This window comes from Methylocystis sp. L43 (assembly GCF_015709525.1).
Lineage (GTDB): Bacteria > Pseudomonadota > Alphaproteobacteria > Rhizobiales > Beijerinckiaceae > Methylocystis.
On sequence record NZ_JADNRA010000035.1, the window covers coordinates 36,158 to 55,596 of the forward strand.

Consider the following 19,439-nt stretch of genomic DNA (forward strand, 5'->3'; position numbering starts at 1 on the left):
ATGAATCTGGACATGAACAAGCTCGACTCGCTGCTCGGAACTGTCGTCAATGAACTGGGCGCCGCTTCCAACGCGGCTCTGGTGATCATCGGGGACAAGCTCGGCCTGTTTCGCGCGCTTTCGCAAGGCGCCGCCACCTCCGCCGAACTCGCCGACAAGACCGGCACGCATGAGCGCTATGTGCGCGAATGGCTCTCCGCGCAAGCGGCTTCCGGCTTCGTCGATTATGACGCCGAAGCGGGCACGTTCTCGATGTCTCCCGAGCAGACCGCGGTGTTTGCGGCCGAGGACAGCCCCGCCTTCATGGTGGGAGGCTTCAGCCTGATGTCGGCGATTTTTCACGACGAACCCAAACTCGCCGAAGCCTTCAAGAGCGGCAAGGGCATGCATTGGGGCGACCATTGCAATTGTCTGTTCTGCGGCGTGGAGCGCTTCTTCCGGCCGGGCTACCGGACGCACCTCGTCGCCGAATGGCTGCCGGCGCTTGACGGCGTCGCCGCCAAGCTCGAGCGTGGCGCGAAAGTCGCCGACGTCGGCTGCGGCCATGGCGTCTCGACCTTGCTCATGGCCGACGCCTTTCCGAACTCGGAATTTGTCGGGATCGACTACCATGAGGGTTCGATCGCGCATGCAAGGGAGATGGCCGACGGTCGCAAGAACGTGCGCTTCGAAGTGGCGCGGGCGCAGGATTTCGCCGGCGCGCGCTACGACCTCGTGACGATGTTCGATTCGCTGCACGATATGGGCGATCCCGTCGGCGCCGTCGCACATATTCGCGACGTCTTGGCGGAGGACGGAACGCTGATGCTGATCGAGCCCGCGGCCGGCGACAGCCTTGCGGAAAATCTGAACCGTGTTGGGCGGGTCTATTACGCCGGCTCGACCCACATCTGCGTGCCGACGTCGCTCAATCAGGACGTCGGGCTCGCGCTCGGCGCGCAAGCCGGCGCGAAGCGCATCGGCGAGGTCGTGCGCGAAGGCGGCTTCTCCCATTTCCGCAAGGCGGCGGCGACGCCGTTCAATATGATCCTGGAGGCGCGACTCTAGGACGACATGAAAAACACCTGTCGGTTGTCTAACGGACGGGCGTTCGAGTTCTGCCGTGCTACGGCGCTGGCGGTCGGTTGATCGTGACTTCAGCGCCCGGCGGCAACTGATCGATCACCAGCAATTTGACCGGAACGGCGCCGACCGTCGCGCCGAAATGCCAGCGGTCGACGCTCTCAATCACGAATTCGCCAGCGTGATAGACGCGCGGCGCGGAATCGCCCTGCTGGACCATCAGTTCGCCTTCAAGAATATAGGCATAGCGCTGATACCGATGCTTATGTTCCGGCAATCTGACGCCGGGCGCCAGAGTGTACATCGAAGCCACGACCTCCAAGGGCCCCTGCGGAAGCGTGATCGGCTGCCCGGTGGCGGTTTTTGTCGCCCTGGCGATTTCCGTCACGACTTCGGCGGGCGCAGGCTCCTTCGCGACGGCCGCGCCGACCAAATTGAAAGCGACGCACAGGACCGCGACAAACCCCAGGCGAATCATCTGCTGCTCCATTCGCGATCTGATTCTTGCGTTCGCCATATAGAACCGTTTCTTCAAGCGCCGGTTCATTTAAACGGCCATGCCGAAAATCTTGCCGACGCCCGCCGTCAGCGCCAGCGCCAATGCGCCCCAGAAGGTCACGCGAACCGCGGCGCGCAGGACGCCGGCGCCGCCGGCTTTCGCGCCGACGGCGCCAAGCAGCGCCAGGCACCCCAAAGACGCGACCGAGACGATGGAGATGATCGCGGCGCGCGGCGCGATCCCGACGATGAGGAGTGGCAGCGCGGCGCCAGCGGCAAAGGTCACGGCCGACGTTAGCGCCGCCTGCACCGGCCGCGCGCTGGCGATCTCCGAGATGCCCAATTCGTCGCGCGCATGCGCGGTCAGCGCGTCCTTCTCCATCAGCTGCAAAGCGACCTGTCGGGCTAGCTCAAGGTCGACGCCGCGCTCGACGTAAATATGCGCAAGCTCCTCCCTTTCGAGCTCGATTTGCTCGCTCAATTCCTTGCGTTCACGCGCGAGATCGGCCTTTTCGGTATCGGATTGGGAGCTGACCGAGACATATTCGCCCGCGGCCATCGACATCGCGCCGGCCACCAACCCCGCCGCGCCGGCGATCAGCACCTCACTGCGCGTCGCTTGCGCCGCGGCGACGCCGACGATCAGGCTCGCCGTCGACACGATGCCGTCATTGGCGCCGAGCACCGCCGCCCGCAGCCAGCCGATGCGCTGGACGAGATGGCTTTCACGGTGCATGCGAAGTCGGCTCATGTTCCCTCTTGGTCAGCGCTGCGTCGCAAGCGCGCGCGCTATTCCTCTCGTGTCGTGTCAATCGCTAAATCAAGAGCCGCGACGCGCCGCGCCGAAGCCGACCAGTTCGCGATGCTCAGGGCGTTGTCGGCGAGCCAATTGAGGGAAAGCTGCACCTGCAAAAAGGCTGCGGCGGCCTGCATCAGATCTCCGAGCGTCAAATCGCCGGCAAGATATTTCGGCGCGCCAAGCAACAGGGGGACGGCGGGAGCCAGTAGATTGTTCGCATGCGTTAAAAAAACGATTTTCGTCTGCCCCTGGATCACGCGCCCCCAGGTTGTTGCGAGCAGAAAGAGAAATCTGTCGAAGGGATTTCCGCTCTGGGCGTCGATCTCGGGCAGCCGATCGGGAATGATCGGAACCCCCTTGACGACGGGATGGCGCAGGTAATCGCCGATATCGCGATCGATGTCCTCGTCGGCTTCCACCACCGCTCTCGATTCGAACTCATGACGGGCGCGGGTGAGCGCATAGCGGAAGTTCCCCTCCGCCGCGGCCTTTGCTTCGACGCTTGCCACCAGCGGTCGCCCGAGCACCCACATGCAAAACGAAGTCACCACTGAATAGACGAAGACCGCGAGCACCAGATAGCCGGGTATGACCACGCCGAGAAACTCATAGGAGCCCCCGACTTGCCAGAGAACGAGGATGAAGGCGGCTGACACCAAGAAAATATTGATGACGCCGCCGGCGAGATCGACAAAAAGCTCGATCGCCAGCCGACCGTCGTCGGCGATGCGGGCTTCCGGATTATCGATCGCGGGGGATATGGCGCAGGCTTGGCGAGACTCATTGACGAGCCATTTTTCGATGAGCGAGGCGGTGAGCCACAATCGCCAGTTGACCTGAAGTCGCATACGAAACTGCGTTGTGGCGATCGAGGCAAGACCGACGCCGACGGCCAGAATGGCGAGTTGAAGAATTCCCCCGGTCACCTCATCGACTTTATGCGTTTCAAGCGCGTCGAAGAAACTCTTGCTCCAGCGATTCACGGCCAGAGCCATGTAAGTGTTCACAACCAGGCAGATAAGAAATCCAACCGAGAGAACCCACGCCGGGCGTTGCGTCTGGCCTCTCCAATAGCCCATCGCAAGCCAGAGGAACCGCTGAATCACGTCGTTCCCTTCGAGCGAGATTTGTGAGATCGGCTTGAGGATTGCGCTGCGCGCGCGAGCGACAAGACCCTATTCATGCTTCGCTTTGTAGCTGGTCTGGGCGCAGCAGGAAACGCCGGCGGATCGGGGGGCGTTGCCGCCGGTCAATGTGGGATTGCAACACCCGAGCCTTGGGTGGCGGTCCGCATTGCAATGTGACCCACAGAGTGGTACATATACCCCTATAAAGTTGCGGCATGATCGAAAGCTTTCGGGACGATTGGCTGCGCGCCTTCTTTGTCGACGACGTCGTTCAAAGAAAATCCCGCCCGATCTCGAAAACCGCCTGTTCCGCAAACTCCAGATGATCGACGATGCGACGACGGATCAGGATTTGCGTGTCCCGCCGAGCAATCACTTCGAGAAACTGCGCGGCGATCTTTCCGCCTTTCATTCGATCCGGGTGAACAAGCAGTGGCGACTTATCTTTCAGCGGGATGGCGCTAAGGGCGAAGCATCCGGCGTCTATCTGGACAATCACAGTCACCAGTGAGGCGAGCCATGTTGATGACGACGCGCAAGCCGGTGACGGTGGCGGAGATTCTGGTCGAAGAGTTCATGGAGCCGATGGGGCTGACCCAGGCCGCGCTGGCGGAGGCGATGGGCGTCCAGCGCAAGCATGTCAACGAACTGTGCAATGACCGCAGGAATGTGACGGCGGCGACGGCGCTCATTCTCGCCCGCGTGTTCGGCAATAGTCCCGACTTCTGGCTGAACGTGCAGCGACGCAGCGATTTGTGGGAAGCGATGAACTCACCTCGCGAGCGCGAGCGTATCGAACGGGCGAAGCCGTTGAAGGCCGTCGCGTGATGCGCGCCGGCGCTCCCTTGACGCAGCCGACGATGGCCGCATCCCGGCGCCGAAATCGCGAAGCGAGCGCCAGCGTAGCGTTCTGAACTGGCGGGCCGAGAACAATGAAGATGAAGATGGGAACTACGTCTGCGCTATAGCCCTATGATATTTCCTGCTGGAGTGCGGGAGCGATAGGAAGGCGCATGACGTGGTGGCGACGCTGGCCGGACGTGATTAACGCCGTCATCCAAATCCAGCAAGACTCATGCAGATCGACAGCTGCCGAACCAATCGACAACTTTCTAAGTGGAACCTACCTCCGCTGAAGCACACTGAGAATTCTTGGGTTAGGCGCCGGTGCGGGATCTGACATGAGCGTTCATCGGGAAATGACGCCTGACAGCGTCGACTTTCAGGCTCTGCAGGCGGAGTGCGGGCAGGTGGACTTTCCGGCCGGCGAGAGCCTGCGGACGGCCGGCCAGCATTACCAGGACATGTATCTGCTGGTCGAGGGCGCCGTCGAGGTGGATTTCATCCCCGCCGGTCGCAAAGGCCAGGTCGTGTTGACAGGTTTTGGCCAGCCCGTGGGCGAAATCGGCTTTTTGCACGGGCGTCCGGCAACGGCGACTGTCACAGCACTTAGGCCAACGCGCGCGTTACGTATCGACGATGCCACTTTTTTGCGCCTGGAAACGCGGCACCCGGCCGCATTTGCCTCGATTTTGCGTCGCCTCGCGGAAATCGCTGAAGATCGAACCAGTCAGAATCTCGTTCTCTATCTGCCGACAGAATTCGCTGGCGAGCAAAGCGTCGAGGTTCTGCTGTGCCGCAACGAGGAGATGCTCACGCGCGCACAGCGGTTGCGATATGAAGTCTACTGCGAGGAATTGGCAAGAAGATCCCCGTTTGCCGACCATGAAAAGAAGGTCATCGCCGACGAACTGGACAAATTTGGCCGCACGTTGATTGCGATCGAGGCGGGGAAGGCCATAGGCACGCTACGCGGCAATCTTCCGCGCGAGGGGCCGCTTGGCGCCCTGGCGCAGCTTTATGGAATGGAGTCGTCGCCGCATTTTCCTGACTGCGTCGCAGTTTGCACAAAATTCGTCGTGCGGAAATCAACGCGCACGGGTCCCGCAGCATTGAAGCTGATGTCCGCAATGGTCCGCCTCGGTCTTCGACTCGGCGTGAAGGAATGTTTCATAGACTGCGTTCCGTCCCTCTTGCCCTTCTATAAGGCGATCGGCTTTTCCGTCGCAGGCCCCATGTTCCTTCATGTCGAAAATGGTCCGTCGCTGCCGATGGCGATCGACGTTGTCAAACATGGCGCGCGCCTGAAGTGAGCGACGGGACGTCGCACTTGAACGACCGATATGGAGGGAAGGCGGCCATGCTCACAACGACGGAATGGATGATGCTGCTGGCGATTGCAGCGCTCGGGCATGTGATGGCGCTGATTTGGCGCTTTGCGGCGATGAGCGAGTGGAAATTGTGCGGGCGCAAGATCTATGACCTGTCGATCAGCGAGGAGCAGATTTGGCGCGAGCTGAAGAATTCGCTGCATGCGCCCATACATGCGGTGATCCTGGGCGCCTTTCTTCTGCTCGGGTTTTTCGTCAACCGCAGCCTATCGTCGTTCATCGCGACCGCGCTTGCGACAACGCTGTGGGCGGAGGTCTGGCATTATGTTTCTCATCGCGCTTTCCATCTGACCGCGTTGCATTGGATTCACGCCGAACATCACCGCAGCCGGATCAACAGCCCGTTCACCGCAATCTCCTTCTCCTTTACTGAAAAGATCATATTTGACCTCGGATTGCTCGGGCCCCTGGCGGTCATTGATCATTTCGTTAGCTTGAACATTTATGGCATAGCCGCTTGGCTTATCGGTTATCTCGTCATCAATTCCTTCAGCCATGCGAATTTTGAAATAAAGTCACGCGACTATAACAAGTGGTCTGGAAAGATTCTGACGACGGCGACCTATCACGCGCTGCATCATTCTCGATATACGGGCAATTATGGTCTCGGAACGCGGATCATGGACCGCGCTTTCGACACTGAATGGGCTGACTACGAAGCGCTTTACGACCGCGTCAATCGCGAGCGGCGGCCACTGCGCAATCTGCGCGAGAAGGCTGCGCCGGTCGGTGCGCCGCCGGTTGCGCCATAGACCCGTGGCCATGCCGGAAAATCCGCGCGGCCGGCAGGCGATAGCCCCGAGGAATCAAGGCACACGGGTCTCTGCGACGTAAACGGCTGCCGAGTCACAGCCAATGTCGACGAGGCTCTGTCCATCGTGCGTGATCTTATCGGTCGTCGCTCAGCGGGCGATTCCGATGGAAAAGCGGGACGACCTCGCCGCCCGTCATTTGAAGGATCGTCTGCCTGACCCAGAGCGTCTTTCCGAAATCCTAGCCTCCGTTACCAACCGGCGGCAGGATCGCGCGCGAGCGTCGCCGCGAGCATGTCCCGAACTCATCCGGCTTTGTGGAGAAGCCCGCGAATGCATCCGTCTTCCCGGCGATGGCTATCGCCGGGACCTGCTTCGCGCCTCGCTCAGTGGGTCAAAGTCGCAGAGTGGGAAGTCCGCATCATGGGATCAAACGGAAAGTTGCTGCGAACCCTCGCCGGCGCAGCAGGCGCAAAATTGGCTATCGGCCGCGCGCCCACTTCTGTTCTGACCTGGCGGAGGGGGCGGGATTCGAACCCGCGATACGGTTTCCCGCATACACACTTTCCAGGCGTGCGCCTTCAACCACTCGGCCACCCCTCCGCGAAGCGCGCACTATATTCACGCGCGACCGGAACGCAACGCCAAGCATGGACAGACGCGGCCGCGGCGCCTATTCTCCCCACGCTTTTTCGACCCCTCGCAACATTTACGTTCTAACGAAGAGACCATGCTGCGACTCCTCACAAGACTGATCGGCCTTCTCCTGCTCGCCGGCGGCTTCATCGCCCTCATCGTCGACGGCACGCGCTCGATCGCCGCCGGCCGCGTCATGGTGACGAGCATCAGCAGGGGAACGTCCGCGGTGTTTCCCGGCCTCTACCAGTCGCTGCAGTCGAACGTCGAGAACGTCTCCGCCTTTCTGTGGGACCCGGTTCTGACCACGCTGATGCTGGCGCCGGTCAGCGTCGCGTTTGGCGGCGTCGGGGCCCTGCTGATCCTGCTCAGCCACCGGCGGTCGGCGCCTCTCTATTACGCACGGCGCTAGTTTCCCTCGAGCCGCCACACTATATCGGGCGCCATGACGATCTTCGACGAACTCGGACTTTCCAAACTGCTCGGGCCCATACCCGACCGCGAAACGCCGGTGGCGCATGGCGCGCGCCATTTCGTTAACGGGCGGCCGCTCGATCCGCCATTTCCGCTGGGGTCCGAACAGGTTCTCTTCGGCATGGGCTGCTTTTGGGGCGCCGAGCGCAAATTCTGGCAGGCCGGCGACGGCGTCTATGTGACGGCGGTCGGCTACGCCGGCGGCGTGACGAAAAATCCCACCTATGAGGACGTCTGCAGCGGCCGCACCGGCCATGCGGAGGTGGTGCGCGTCGTCTACCAGCCGCCGGCGATGAGCTTCGAAGCGCTGTTGCGCCTCTTCTGGGAGGGCCATGACCCGACGCAGGGCATGCGCCAGGGCAATGACGCCGGCACGCAATATCGCTCGGCCATCTATGTCTCGACGCCGGAACAGCTCGCCGCCGCGAAGGACTCGCTCGCCATGTATCAACGCGTATTGACGCAAGCGAATCTCGGCGCGATCACGACGGAAATCCGCGAAGCTCCGCCGTTTTATTACGCCGAAGAATATCACCAGCAGTATCTCGCTAAAAACCCCGCCGGCTACTGCGGACTCGGCGGAACCGGCATCGCCTGCCCGCTCGGCTCTTGCGACTAGAGCGCTTCCCGATCACATGGGAATCATGTGATCGATAAGGAATCGCTCAAAATCAAAACATTGGAGCAGGTTCTCATAGAAAAGTCGGTCAACTTTTTCGGAACCTGCTCTGAGCCCTATCGCGCGCGCAAGACCTCGCGGCAGGCTGACGGCAATCCCGCCATGGTCATCGGGGGCCAGCTCTTGCCGCCCGGCGTTCTCGGGCGCAGCACCTCATCCTTGAACCACCAGGCGAGCGACGCGTCGCAGCCGTCGCCGGCGGGGGTCGGGTCCTGGTCGCGGCAGTTGGAGCCGTTCGGGCAGTGAAGCCGGATGTGGAAATGGTAGTTGTGGCCCCACATCGGCCGCACCTTGTGCATCCAGCTTTCGCCCTGCGCCGAGCGGCATAACGCGCGTTTGATCGCGGCGTTGACGAAGATGCGCTGCACGGCCGGCTCCATCGCCGCCGCGCGGATCACGGCGATATGGCCTTCGCTCCATATGTCGGTCCGAACGTCGAGCCGATCGTCGCGCACGACGTCGGTCGACATCACCTCTTCGCGCTCTTCGCGCGTCAACTCGCGATTGGGCATCGGCGTGAGCCAGATGTCGGCGTCGAGGCCGATCTGATGCGACGCGTGGCCGTTCAGCATCGGCCCGCCGCGCGGTTGCGACAGATCGCCGATGAGCAGGCCTGGCCAGCCCGATTCGCGCGCCGCCTTCGACGAAAAATGCTTCAAAAAGGCGATGAGATTGGGATGACCCCAATTGCGGTTGCGCGACAGGCGCATGACCTGCCAGTGGGGGCCGTTGATCGGCAGCGGCTCGCCGCCCGCGAGACAGCCGCGCGAATAGAAGCCGATCGGATCGGGATGGAGCGGCGCCGCCGCCTGCGCGCGGCCGAACAGCTCTCGCGCCGGCGTCACCGGACTGGACGGATTGGCGAGCGGCGGCAGCGGCTTTGGATCGAGCGTGCCCCTATCCTGCGCCAGAGCGCCATCTGTCGTCGCCAGCGCCGCCAAGGACGCCAGGGACCCCAAGCCTGCTAAGGCGAACAGCGCCACGCGCAGCGCGCGCAATATCGAATTTGTCGTCATGGGCGTTTCGCCCCCAGTCGCGAAGCGCGCGTCGCCGGCGCAAAGGTTTGCGATTCATCCTTGCCGCGAAAGCTTACCGCTTCATTTAGTTTGATGGAGCGCCAAGCCACAGCAGAAACGCCGGCGAGGCCGCTTGCGCGTTCGGTTAGGAGTCCGTCATGCGTATTCCCGTCATCCTTCCTTTCATTCTTTGTCCATTCGTGGGTGCGAGCGCGGCGAACGCCGCCGCCCACATCCATATCAATCTTTCGACGCAGACCATGCATGTCCAGTCTTCGTCGGGCAGCTATTCGTGGCCGGTGTCGACGGCCCGCGCGGGCTATTCTACGCCGCGCGGCTCGTTTGCGCCCACCGGCATGCAGCCCATGCATTATTCGCGAAAGTATCACATGTCGCCCATGCCCCACTCGATCTTTTTCCGCGGCGGCTATGCGATTCACGGCTCTTATGAGACCGGGATGCTCGGCCGGCCCGCGTCGCACGGCTGCGTGCGCCTGTCGCCCGGCCACGCGGCGATGCTGTATCAAATGGTGCGGAATGAAGGCGGCCGCATTTCGATCACCGGCTCGCCGCCTCACGGCCAATACTATGCCAGCGCGCGGCGGGGGAGCAGCGTCCACTATGCGTCCTCGCGCGGCCGTTCCTATTATGGCTCGGGCTACGCAGTCGCCGATCCTTTCGCCGCTCTGTTTGGCGGCGGCCTTTTCTGAACGCTTGAAGCGCTTCCCGGTCGCATGGAGCATGTGATCGGTAAGAAATCGCTCAAAATCAAATTGTAGCAGGTTCTCATCGTCAACTTTCGGCGCCTGCTCTAAGCAAGGGCCTGTCCTCCCGGGGGCGGGCCCGCTCCTTGTTTTCGCCTTTTGCGCCCCATTAATGGATCGCGACGCTTGCCGCGCGCTTTCTTTGCGCGCGATAAGGAGCTCAAAAGCAGCAAGGAAGCTTCCAGTTGACGACATTCGATCGCCGCCGCTTTCTTTTGGGAGCCGGCGGCTTGGGAGCCGGCGGCTTGGCCTTCGCCGGCTCAGCCTCGGCACAGGCTCCGGACGCGGCCGAAGAGTTGCAGGTTCGCGTCGAGAATAATTCGGCGCCCGAGCTCTGCGCCGAGAAGGACAATGTCGAACTCGACTTCATCTCGCCGCGCGTGCGCAGTCTGCAGATCCAGGCCGTGCACCCCTCCTACATCAACACGATCGCCTCGGATCGCTGGGCGCCCGACTGGTCGAGCTGCGATTTCACCGTGGACCCCAAGGCGTTTTCGCAGGCGCGCCGCAAGACCTTCTGGGAGACGCCGGAATTCTGGCTGACGGGCTACACCTTTCCCTCGTTTTGGCGCCCCAACGACGTGCCGATCCGCGTCGGCGATTCCGTCGAGCACGGCTTCCATCTGATCCAGCTCTGGATGTGGCATCGTGAACGCGCCGAAGAAATCATGGTGCTCTATCCGCCCGACGGCTATTGGCGGGCGCGGCCGCTGCCCTTCGACGACATGCGCTGGACGGCTTACGGCTCGTCCTTTCTCATCGGGCCGGTCGAGACGCAGGAGCGGCCGATCGTCGATCTCGAGGAAATCGTCTTCGAGCCACAATCGCGTAGCCTGATCCTCAAATTCAGGCGCGGCGGCGAAGGCCGCCTCTCGATCAAAAGCGTCGATCAGGACCGGATAACGCTCGACGTCTCCTTCAGTCAGGCGATGCCGAACGGATTGCCCTTCGCGGCGCTGCGGTCGATGTACGCCATGGAGACGATGAGCGACGCCGCCATCGTCGCCTGGCGCAGTAAGCGCGGGAAGAGTTGGGAGGAAGCGCCCGTCATTCGCTTTCCTGGCGCCAGTGCGACGGAAGTGTGGGTCGGCCGTCATCTGCCGTCACGCCATAATCTTTCGGCGCCCGACATGGTGTTCAGCAAATTCCAGGGCGCGCCGCCGGCGGCCGCGCGCCGATGAGTCAGGCCCGCTGGTGGGCGCTCGACGCGGCGCGCGGAATCGCCGTCCTGGCGATGGTCGTTTTTCACGTCATCTGGGATCTCGCGCATTTCGGCTATGCGCCGGCTAATCTCCCTTGGTCGACGCCCGTCAGGCTCTTCGGCCATTCGATCGCCTTCGCTTTTCTCTTCATCGCCGGCGTCGCGCTGGTCCTGGCGAATCGGGAGCATATGCGCTGGCCGGCCTTCTGGCGCCGCTTCGCGCTCATCGCCGCGGCGGCGGCGCTGGTGACGGCCGGCACCTATGCCCTTTTTCCCACCTCCTATGTGTTCTTCGGCATTCTGCATTGCATCGCGGCCGCCAGTCTGATCGCCGTTCCCTTTCTTTTCGCGCCGTGGCCAGCCGCATTCGCTTGCGGCGCCTTTTTCCTTCTCGGCGGTGAGTTCTTCGCGTCGGCCGCCTTCAACGCCGATTGGCTGCAATGGATCGGGCTTTCGACCAGCGAACCGATGACCCAGGACTGGCGCCCGCTGTTTCCCTGGGCCGGCGCGCTGCTCCTCGGCGTGGCGGGGGGAAAACTCGCTCTCCCCCTTTACGGGGAGAGGCTTGGCGTGAGCGGCGAGGGCATTTCACGCGAAAGAATGACGCAGAAAAATTCGCGGGATTTTGCCACGCCGCCAAACCCCCAGGCCCCTCACCCTAACCCTCTCCCCACGAGTGGGGAGAGGGGACCGCTTCCCTTCCTCGGCCGGCACAGCCTTCTCATTTATCTCGCACATCAGCCGGCGCTCTTCGCGCTCTTTATGGGACTCGCCTATCTCATTCCGCCCGCCGTCGACGCGACGGAATTCGTCGCCTCATGCGAAGCGCGCTGCATGAATGAGGGCGGCGAGGGAAAAATCTGCCACGACGCCTGCGCGTGCACGGCGCGGGAGGCGATCAGCAGCAAGGCGCTCGCCGGCGTGACCGATGAGGTCGAGCGTGGACGAAGGCTCAACGAGATCGCGCAGAGGTGTGTGGCGAACGGCAGATGAGCCTTGCATTGCCCTCATGCTGAGGAGCGCCTGCAAGGCGCGTCTCGAAGGGCGAGGAAAATGGCGGCGCATCCTCGTCCTTCGAGACGGCGGCTTTGCCGCCTCATCAGGATGAGGATGCTTTTTTCACATCCCGCCGAGATGCTCGGCGACGGTGAAAATATCCTTGTCGCCGCGGCCGCACATATTCATCACCATCAGATGATCGCGCGGCTTCTGCGCCGCGAGTTCGAATACTTTCGCCAGCGCGTGCGACGGCTCCAGCGCCGGAATGATCCCCTCGAGTTTTGAGCAGAGCTGAAAAGCGCTCAGCGCCTCCTGATCGGTGGCGTTCAGATATTTCACGCGGCCGATCTCATGCAGCCAGGAATGTTCCGGGCCGATGCCGGGGTAATCCAGCCCCGCCGAAATCGAATGGCCTTCGAGAATCTGGCCGTCGTCGTCCATGAGCAAATAAGTGCGGTTGCCGTGCAGCACGCCCGGACGCCCGCCGGTGAGCGACGCCGCATGGCCGTTCGGCACATGGACGCCATGGCCCGCCGCCTCGACGCCGTAAATCTCGACGCCGGCGTCGTCGAGAAACGGATGGAACAGGCCGATGGCGTTGGAGCCGCCGCCGATGCAGGCGACGAGCGAATCCGGTAAGCGCCCTTCCATCTCCTGCATCTGAACGCGTGTTTCATTGCCGATGATCGACTGAAAATCGCGCACCATCGCCGGATAGGGATGCGGCCCCGCCGCCGTGCCGATGCAGTAGAAGGTGTCGGCGACATTCGTCACCCAGTCGCGCAGCGCCTCATTCATCGCGTCCTTCAAGGTGCGGGCGCCCGACTGCACGGGGATGACTTCGGCGCCGAGCATCTTCATGCGGAAGACGTTGGGCTTCTGCCGCTCGACGTCGACGGCGCCCATATAGACCACGCAGTCGAGGCCAAAGCGCGCGCAGGCGGTGGCGGTCGCGACGCCATGCTGGCCGGCGCCCGTCTCGGCGATGATGCGTTTCTTGCCCATGCGCCGCGCGAGCAGGATCTGCCCGAGCACATTGTTGATCTTATGCGCGCCGGTGTGGTTGAGCTCGTCGCGCTTGAAATAGACCTTGGCGCCTTTGCCCTCGCCCGCGCGTTCGCGCACATAATCGGTGATGCGCTCGGCGAAATAGAGCGGCGAGGGGCGCCCGACATAATGTTTGTGGAGGCTCGTGAGCTCCTCGTGAAAGGTGGGATCGATCTTCGCCTTCTCGTACGCCGCTTCGAGGTCGAGCACGAGCGGCATGAGCGTTTCGGCGACGAAACGCCCGCCGAAAATGCCGAAGCGGCCGTTTTCATCCGGGCCGGCGCGGAAGGAATTGGGAATCGGCTTGTTCACGGGGGCGTCCTCGCTCTGCGTCGCTACCCCCTCCCCAGCCCTCCCCCGCTACGGGAGAAGGAGTCAGATTCGGCGCTTCATCGAGTTTCCCGCAATGCGGCTCGTTGGCGTCCCCTCTCCCGCGTAGCGGGGGAGGGACAGGGAGGGGGCCGATCCGTCGGCGCAGTCTTAAACTGTCAAACGCCGCTATGAAAGCCGAGCGGCGGCCAGGAAGGCTGCAATCTTCGCTGCGTCCTTGACGCCGCGTTCGCGCTCGACGCCGGAAGAGACGTCCACCGCGCGAGCCCCGGTTCGGCGCATCGCTTCCGCCACATTTTCGGGCGTGAGTCCTCCCGAGAGCATCCAGTGCTTCGCAGCGACGCCGCGCAGCAGAGACCAGTCGAAAGCGACGCCGGCGCCGCCGGGAACCGCCGCGTTCGGCGCGGGCTTGGCGTCGAACAGAATGACGTCGGCGACGTCTTCATAGGCGCGCGCCGCCTCGACGTCGCCGGACGTCGCGACGCCCGCCGCCTTGATGACCGGCAGGCCGAAGCGCGCCTTCACCTCGGCGACCCGCGCCGGCGTCTCGCTTCCGTGAAGCTGGAGATAGTCGGGCGCGAGCGCGTCGATGATGTCTTGAAGCGCTTCGTCGTCAGCGTCGACGGTGAGCGCGACTTTGCTGATGCGATCCTGCGCGAGAAGACCAAGCGTGCGGGCGGTCTCGAGGTCGATATGGCGCGGACTTTTCTCGAAGAAGACGAAGCCCGCCATGTCCGCGCCGGATTCGATCGCCGCGAGAAGCGTCTCGGGCGACGACAGACCGCAGATTTTAACGATGGCTGATTGCGTCATGGCCGCGCTTGTCGCGGCCATCCACGCCGGCCGCTACGGTTATTTTGCAAAGTTGGCGCGCGTTCTTGAACGTGGATGGCCGGCGCAAGGCCGGCCATGACTAGGGAAGTCGGGCGCCCACTACCCGCGATTATACGCGTCCTCGAAGCGGACGATATCGTCTTCGCCAAGATAGGAGCCCGTCTGCACTTCGATCAGCTCCAGATCGATCTTGCCCGGATTGGTCAGGCGGTGCTTGCTGCCGATCGGCAGATAGATCGACTCATTCTCATGGACGAGATGGATTTCCTCGTCGCGGCCGACCTCCGCCGTGCCGCGCACGACGATCCAATGTTCGGCGCGGTGGAAATGCTTCTGCAGCGACAGCCGTTGGCCGGGCTTCACCACGATGCGCTTCACCTGATAGCGCTGGCCCTCGTCGATCCCCTGGTAATAGCCCCAGGGCCGGAAGATGCGCTTATGTTCGCCGGCCTCGCGCCGGTTCTCGCTGCGCAACTGATCCACGAGCTGCTTAACCTGATCGCCATGCTCATGGCTGAGCACCAGCACCGCATCCTGCGTGGTCACGACGATGATGTCATCAACGCCGACGACCGTCGTCAGCGTGTCCTCGGAGCGCACATGGACGTTGCGGGCGTTCATGACGACGCCTTGGCCGCGGATGGAATTGCCGAGTTCGTCGCGGTCCGACAATTCCCAGACGGCGCGCCAAGTGCCGACGTCGGACCAGCCGATGTCGGCGGGAATCAGCGCCGCTTTGTCGGTCTTCTCCATCACGGCGTAGTCGATGGATTTCTTCGGGGCATGCGCGAAGGCTTCGGCGTTCAGGATCATGAAGCCGAGATCCTGGCGGGCGGTTTCGATCGCGGCTTCGGCGGCGGCGAAAATGCCCGGCTCGAACTGCGCGATCTCCGACTGCATGACGTCGGCGCGAAAGATGAAGTTGCCGCTGTTCCAGAAATAGCCGGCGTCGACATAGTCCTGCGCCGTCGCGCGGTCCGGCTTTTCGACAAAGGCGTCGAGCTTGTAGACCTCGCAACAGGACTCGAGCGGCGCGCCGGGGCGCAGATAGCCGTATCCCGTCGCCGGGCCGTCGGGCTTGACGCCAAGCGTGACGATATAGCCCTGGGCCGCCGCGGCGCTCGCCCGCTTGCACAGATCAATGAGGCCATCGGTGTCACGCACGACATGGTCTGCGGCGAGCACGACGACGATGGTGTCGGGCGCGCGGCGCGCGGCGAGGCCCGCCGCGACGGCGACCGCCGGACCCGAGTCGCGGCGCGACGGCTCCAGCACGACGTCCGCCTGCGCGCCGATCTCGCGCAGCTGGTCGGCGATGAGGAAGCGGTAGTCGAAGTTGGAGACGACGATCGGCCTTTCGAACGCCGGGTCAGCGAGCATCGCCAAGGTCGTCTGAAAGGTGGAGCGCTCGCCAACGAGCGGAATAAACTGCTTGGGAAGCGTCTCGCGTGACTCGGGCCACACCCGCGTCCCCGATCCCCCGCACATAATAACGGGCAATATCTTCGTCATAAGCCCCTCTAGCACTCGGCCGCGCCCGCCCCGGGGCAGCAATAGTTGTCAGCCCGACTATTGGCAATACGATGGCAAAGCTATGGGCATAAGCGCAAGCGCCGCTATTTGCCCTTCTTCTCAAGTTCGGCCTTGAGCGCCGCAAGCTTGGCGAAGGGCGAATCCGGATCGGGCTGGCGCTCGCGCCGCTCCGGCGCGGCGAAGCCTGCAGGGCGCCGGGCGCGGGCGTCATCGCGCGGCGGGCGGCCCTCGAAGCGCGGCTTTCCGGCCGGACGCCCCTCCTTGCCTGGAGCGTTGCCGGGCCGCTGGTCGCGGCGCGGCGGCCGCTGCTGCTTGTCCTCAGCGCCCTGACCGGGCGCCTGCCGATGCGCGCCGGCCTCGCGGGGGCGCGGAGCGGAATGCACGTGGCGCTGCGGACGCCAGATTTCGATGGATTCCGGCTCGGTCGGCGCGGCTTTGGCCGGCGCAGCCGCCGAGGCGGGCTCTTCTCGCGCGTCAGTCGCTGTCGCCTCTTCTTCGCGCGCCTCGGCGCTTTCTTCCACGGCGACGGACGCCGCCGCCTCCGTCGTCGGCGCTTCATCGGCGGCAGGCGTCTCGACCGGCGCTTCCGCCGAGGCGGCCGGTTGCGACGCGAGAGCCGGCTCCGCTTCCGCGGCGACAGGCGCCTCGGCGGCGGCGCTTTCGGCCTGAATATCCTCGCCCGCGGCTTCCGCAGGCTTGGCCGCAGCTTTTGGCGTCACAGGCTCCATCGCAGCCGCGGGCACGATCGCAACGGTAATCGCCGGCCCCGGGCGCTGCGTCGAAGCATAGCCGAGCGACTTCAGGATCGAGGAAAAAGCCTCGCCGGAACAGCCCGTCAGCGAGGTCATCGCGACGGTGACGACGAAGCCGTCGGCGTCGGCCGCGCCGGGCGGCGGCTCGCCCGCGGTGAGCCCCGGACGGTAGGCGATCGCCGGCCGAATGAGATCGGCGAGACGTTCGAGAATATCGACGCGAACGACGCGCTCGCCGCAGACCCGAAAGCCGGCGGCGCGATAAAAACCTTTCGGGATCGATGCGTCGGCGGCGAAGGAGGTGCGTCCGGAGGCCGCCAGATGCGGCACTTCCTCAAGACCCCTCACGTTCTCGAGACCGCCGTGATGCAGCGCCCAGAGCAGCGCCGAAAGCGCGCGCGGCGCCGGCTTGAGGAGCGCGGGCAGATAGATGTGATAGGCGCCGAACCGCACGCCGAGCTTGCGCAGCGCGGCGCGGTCCTCCTGGGAGAAAGCCTTCACGTCCTTGGCGACGCGCGCGCGGTCCAGCACGCCCAATTCTTCCGCGAGCTGAAAGGCGACGCCGCGCGTCACCCCTTCCAAGCCTTCGCCCTTCTCCAGCTGCTCGAGCGGCCCGAGCAGCTTCTTGACATGTTGCGCGAGCCAAAGGTCGAGGCGTTGCTTGACCTTCTCCAGAGCCGGTCCTGTCAGCTGCTCGTCGGCAAGCACGCGCGTCGTGGGCGCCAGCACGCCGGCGCCGGAGGCGATTTTCCCCACAGGCTCGCCGAGCCAGCGAATCAGGCCGTCATTGCCGAGCGCGAAGGCGTCGTCGACCGCGTCGAAGACGCGGGTCGCGCGCGCCTCGAACTCTCCAGCAAGCGCCTTCTGCGCCGCGGCGTTCAACGTCTTGGCCGCTTCGCCTGCCGCGCCGGGGTCCGGCGTGAAGCGAAATCCCTGGAGGCTTCCGACGTGCTGGCCTTCGACCAGAACGTCGCCGGCGGCGTTGATTTCGGCTTCAAGCATCGCGTTCTCTCTTAAGCGGCGCGCCAGCACGCTGGTGCGGCGGTCGACGAAACGCTGCGTCAGTCTGTCGTGCAACGCGTCGGATATGCTGTCCTCTACCCGACGCGCGACGCTCTGCCAATGCTGAGAGTCGTCGAGCCAGCCGGAACGGTTGGCGATAAAACTTGCGGTACGCACTTGCGCGAGGCGGTTCGACAGCGTCGCGATGTCGCCGTCGATGCGGTCCACCGCTTCGATCTGCCGCGCCATCCAGTCCTCGGGGATCTTGCCGCGCCGGGCGACGAACGCGAATATCGCCAGCGCGAGCTCGGCGTGAGCGGCGGGCGAAGTCTTGCGATAGTCGGGGATCTGACAGGCTTCCCAAAGCCGCGCGACATCGGCCGTCGTCTTGGCGTTGCGGCGCGCGATGTCGTCGCGGCTCGCGGCTTCAAGCGCCCTTTGATCGTCTGCGACCCGCGCGCGCACCAGATCCGGATGCGCCGGGACCTGATCGAGAGAATGCATCAGCGCGTCGATCGAAGAAAAATCGAGGGCGCTGTTGCGCCACTGCAGCGTCTTCACTGGATCGAAGCAATGGTCTTGCAACGCCTCGATCAAGTCGTCGTCGAAGGGCGGGCAACGGCCGGTCGCGCCAAAAAAGCCGTCGCTCATATGGCGACCCGCTCTGCCGGCGATCTGTCCAAATTCGGCCGGCGTCAGTCTCCTATGGCGCAATCCGTCGAATTTGCGATCGGACGCGAAGGCCACATGGTCGACGTCGAGGTTGAGGCCCATGCCGATGGCGTCCGTCGCGACAATGTAGTCGACGTCGCCGCTTTGATAGAGCTCGATCTGCGCGTTGCGCGTGCGCGGCGACAGCACGCCGAGCACCACGGCGGCCCCGCCGCGCTGGCGCTTGATGAGTTCCGCGATCGCGTAAACCTCTTCGGCCGAAAAGGCGACGATGGCGGTGCGCGGCGGCAGCCTCGAGATTTTCTTGTCGCCGGCGAAGGAAAGTTTTGAAAGTCTCGGACGCGTGAAGATCGGCGCGCCGGGAAAGAGCTCCGTAACAAGCGGCGCCATCGTCGCCGCGCCGATCAGCAGCGTTTCCTGGCGTCCGCGCCAGTGGAGTAGCCTGTCGGTGAAAATATGGCCGCGGTCGAGATCGGCGGCGAGCTGGATCTCGTCGATCGCGACGAAATCCGCCTGGACGTCGCGCGGCATGGCTTCCACCGTCGCGACCCAGTAGGCCGGCGCCCGGGGCTTAATCTTTTCCTCGCCGGTGATGAGCGCGACGTTTTCCGCGCCGACGCGCTCGACGACGCGATTATAGACCTCGCGGGCGAGCAGGCGCAGAGGCAGCCCGATGACGCCGGAGGGAAAGGACAGCATCCGCTCGATGGCGTGATGCGTCTTGCCGGTGTTGGTGGGGCCGAGCACCGCCGCCACGCCCCTGTCGAACGGCTTTGCGCGGGGGGCGGCGCGGCTCGTCGGGTAAGACGGCGCGACTGTCATTTGTTCTTTGCTGCCTGACGCGCGCCGCAGCGCGCCCTCGTTTCATATCGAAACTTAGAGCAGGGCGCGACTTTACCTTCTGAACAGCCTGCGAACGAATCGCGCCCGAATCGCTGACTCTCGCCGAGTCATGCTCTGTTCCAACAATATATGGATGCGCGGGCAAATCGAAACGCCAGAACTTGCGAGAACGGCCCATCGATGGCGTC

17 protein-coding genes, 1 tRNA gene and 1 pseudogene are annotated in these 19,439 nt (G+C 63.7%); 10 read left to right on the top strand and 9 right to left on the bottom strand.

Translation table 11 applies throughout. The annotated features are described in order from the left end of the window. Complete coding sequence (locus tag IYX23_RS16385; protein ID WP_196394053.1) at positions 1–1,047, top strand: class I SAM-dependent methyltransferase; 1,047 nt, start codon at positions 1–3, stop codon at positions 1,045–1,047. 58 nt (positions 1,048–1,105) lie between these two features. On the opposite strand, the gene IYX23_RS16390 is transcribed toward IYX23_RS16385, so the two are convergent. From IYX23_RS16390 to IYX23_RS16400, 3 genes are all read right to left on the bottom strand, one after another. Continuing rightward, positions 1,106–1,540: a cupin domain-containing protein gene (locus IYX23_RS16390; protein WP_246716897.1), complete on the bottom strand. Its 435-nt coding sequence runs from the start codon at positions 1,538–1,540 to the stop codon at positions 1,106–1,108. A gap of 69 nt (positions 1,541–1,609) precedes the next feature. Next, positions 1,610–2,311 carry a VIT family protein gene (locus tag IYX23_RS16395; RefSeq protein WP_196394055.1) on the bottom strand — a complete coding sequence of 234 codons (702 nt, stop codon included), beginning with the start codon at positions 2,309–2,311 and terminating at the stop codon, positions 1,610–1,612. 38 nt (positions 2,312–2,349) lie between these two features. Then, positions 2,350–3,465 carry an SbmA/BacA-like family transporter gene (locus IYX23_RS16400; protein ID WP_196394056.1) on the bottom strand — a complete coding sequence of 372 codons (1,116 nt, stop codon included), beginning with the start codon at positions 3,463–3,465 and terminating at the stop codon, positions 2,350–2,352. A gap of 236 nt (positions 3,466–3,701) precedes the next feature. Here IYX23_RS16400 and IYX23_RS16405 point away from each other — a divergent pair. The 4 genes and pseudogenes from IYX23_RS16405 to IYX23_RS16420 all read left to right on the top strand — a co-directional run bounded on the left by IYX23_RS16405 (position 3,702) and on the right by IYX23_RS16420 (position 6,469). Further along, positions 3,702–3,997: pseudogene (locus IYX23_RS16405) on the top strand (type II toxin-antitoxin system RelE/ParE family toxin). A gap of 8 nt (positions 3,998–4,005) precedes the next feature. Next, a complete protein-coding gene (locus IYX23_RS16410) occupies positions 4,006–4,314 on the top strand; it encodes a HigA family addiction module antitoxin (RefSeq protein ID WP_196394057.1) in 309 nt (102 codons plus the stop codon). Between the two features lie 353 nt (positions 4,315–4,667). Beyond that, on the top strand, positions 4,668–5,639 hold the full coding sequence (locus tag IYX23_RS16415; RefSeq protein ID WP_196394058.1) for a cyclic nucleotide-binding domain-containing protein: 972 nt from the start codon (positions 4,668–4,670) through the stop codon (positions 5,637–5,639). Positions 5,640–5,686: 47 nt separating this feature from the next. Further along, positions 5,687–6,469 (top strand): sterol desaturase family protein, encoded by a 783-nt coding sequence (locus IYX23_RS16420; protein WP_196394059.1) that lies wholly within the window; start codon positions 5,687–5,689, stop codon positions 6,467–6,469. A 513-nt stretch (positions 6,470–6,982) separates the two neighbouring features. Here the strand turns inward: IYX23_RS16420 and IYX23_RS16425 are convergent. Next, a tRNA-Ser gene (locus tag IYX23_RS16425) sits at positions 6,983–7,072 on the bottom strand. Between the two features lie 127 nt (positions 7,073–7,199). On the opposite strand from IYX23_RS16425, the gene IYX23_RS16430 reads away from it, so the two are divergent. Both IYX23_RS16430 and msrA read left to right on the top strand, forming a co-directional pair. Then, on the top strand, positions 7,200–7,517 hold the full coding sequence (locus tag IYX23_RS16430) for a hypothetical protein (RefSeq protein ID WP_196394060.1): 318 nt from the start codon (positions 7,200–7,202) through the stop codon (positions 7,515–7,517). A 33-nt stretch (positions 7,518–7,550) separates the two neighbouring features. After that, a complete protein-coding gene (gene msrA, locus IYX23_RS16435; protein WP_196394061.1) occupies positions 7,551–8,198 on the top strand; it encodes a peptide-methionine (S)-S-oxide reductase MsrA in 648 nt (215 codons plus the stop codon). Positions 8,199–8,314: 116 nt separating this feature from the next. On the opposite strand, the gene mepA is transcribed toward msrA, so the two are convergent. Beyond that, complete coding sequence (gene mepA / locus IYX23_RS16440) at positions 8,315–9,274, bottom strand: penicillin-insensitive murein endopeptidase (RefSeq protein WP_196394062.1); 960 nt, start codon at positions 9,272–9,274, stop codon at positions 8,315–8,317. A gap of 158 nt (positions 9,275–9,432) precedes the next feature. Here mepA and IYX23_RS16445 point away from each other — a divergent pair, with 158 nt between their 5' ends. The 3 genes from IYX23_RS16445 (at position 9,433) to IYX23_RS16455 (ending at position 12,232) form a co-directional block, all read left to right on the top strand. Beyond that, positions 9,433–9,984, top strand: coding sequence for a L,D-transpeptidase (locus IYX23_RS16445; protein ID WP_196394063.1), 552 nt, complete (start codon positions 9,433–9,435; stop codon positions 9,982–9,984). 239 nt (positions 9,985–10,223) lie between these two features. Then, positions 10,224–11,219: a hypothetical protein gene (locus IYX23_RS16450; RefSeq protein WP_196394064.1), complete on the top strand. Its 996-nt coding sequence runs from the start codon at positions 10,224–10,226 to the stop codon at positions 11,217–11,219. Further along, the gene (locus IYX23_RS16455; protein WP_196394065.1) at positions 11,216–12,232 is read left to right on the top strand and encodes a heparan-alpha-glucosaminide N-acetyltransferase; all 1,017 of its coding nucleotides are present in this window, start codon (positions 11,216–11,218) and stop codon (positions 12,230–12,232) included. Before IYX23_RS16450 ends, IYX23_RS16455 begins: the two co-directional genes overlap by 4 nt. A gap of 126 nt (positions 12,233–12,358) precedes the next feature. Here the strand turns inward: IYX23_RS16455 and trpB are convergent, their stop codons facing one another. The 4 genes from trpB to IYX23_RS16475 form a co-directional block, all read right to left on the bottom strand. Beyond that, on the bottom strand, positions 12,359–13,597 hold the full coding sequence (gene trpB, locus IYX23_RS16460; RefSeq protein ID WP_196394066.1) for a tryptophan synthase subunit beta: 1,239 nt from the start codon (positions 13,595–13,597) through the stop codon (positions 12,359–12,361). A 186-nt stretch (positions 13,598–13,783) separates the two neighbouring features. Further along, positions 13,784–14,428, bottom strand: coding sequence for a phosphoribosylanthranilate isomerase (locus IYX23_RS16465; RefSeq protein WP_246716899.1), 645 nt, complete (start codon positions 14,426–14,428; stop codon positions 13,784–13,786). Between the two features lie 120 nt (positions 14,429–14,548). Then, the gene (locus IYX23_RS16470; RefSeq protein WP_196394068.1) at positions 14,549–15,961 is read right to left on the bottom strand and encodes a mannose-1-phosphate guanylyltransferase/mannose-6-phosphate isomerase; all 1,413 of its coding nucleotides are present in this window, start codon (positions 15,959–15,961) and stop codon (positions 14,549–14,551) included. Positions 15,962–16,065: 104 nt separating this feature from the next. Further along, positions 16,066–19,230: a helicase-related protein gene (locus tag IYX23_RS16475; protein ID WP_196394069.1), complete on the bottom strand. Its 3,165-nt coding sequence runs from the start codon at positions 19,228–19,230 to the stop codon at positions 16,066–16,068. Between the last annotated feature and the right edge of the window lie 209 nt (positions 19,231–19,439).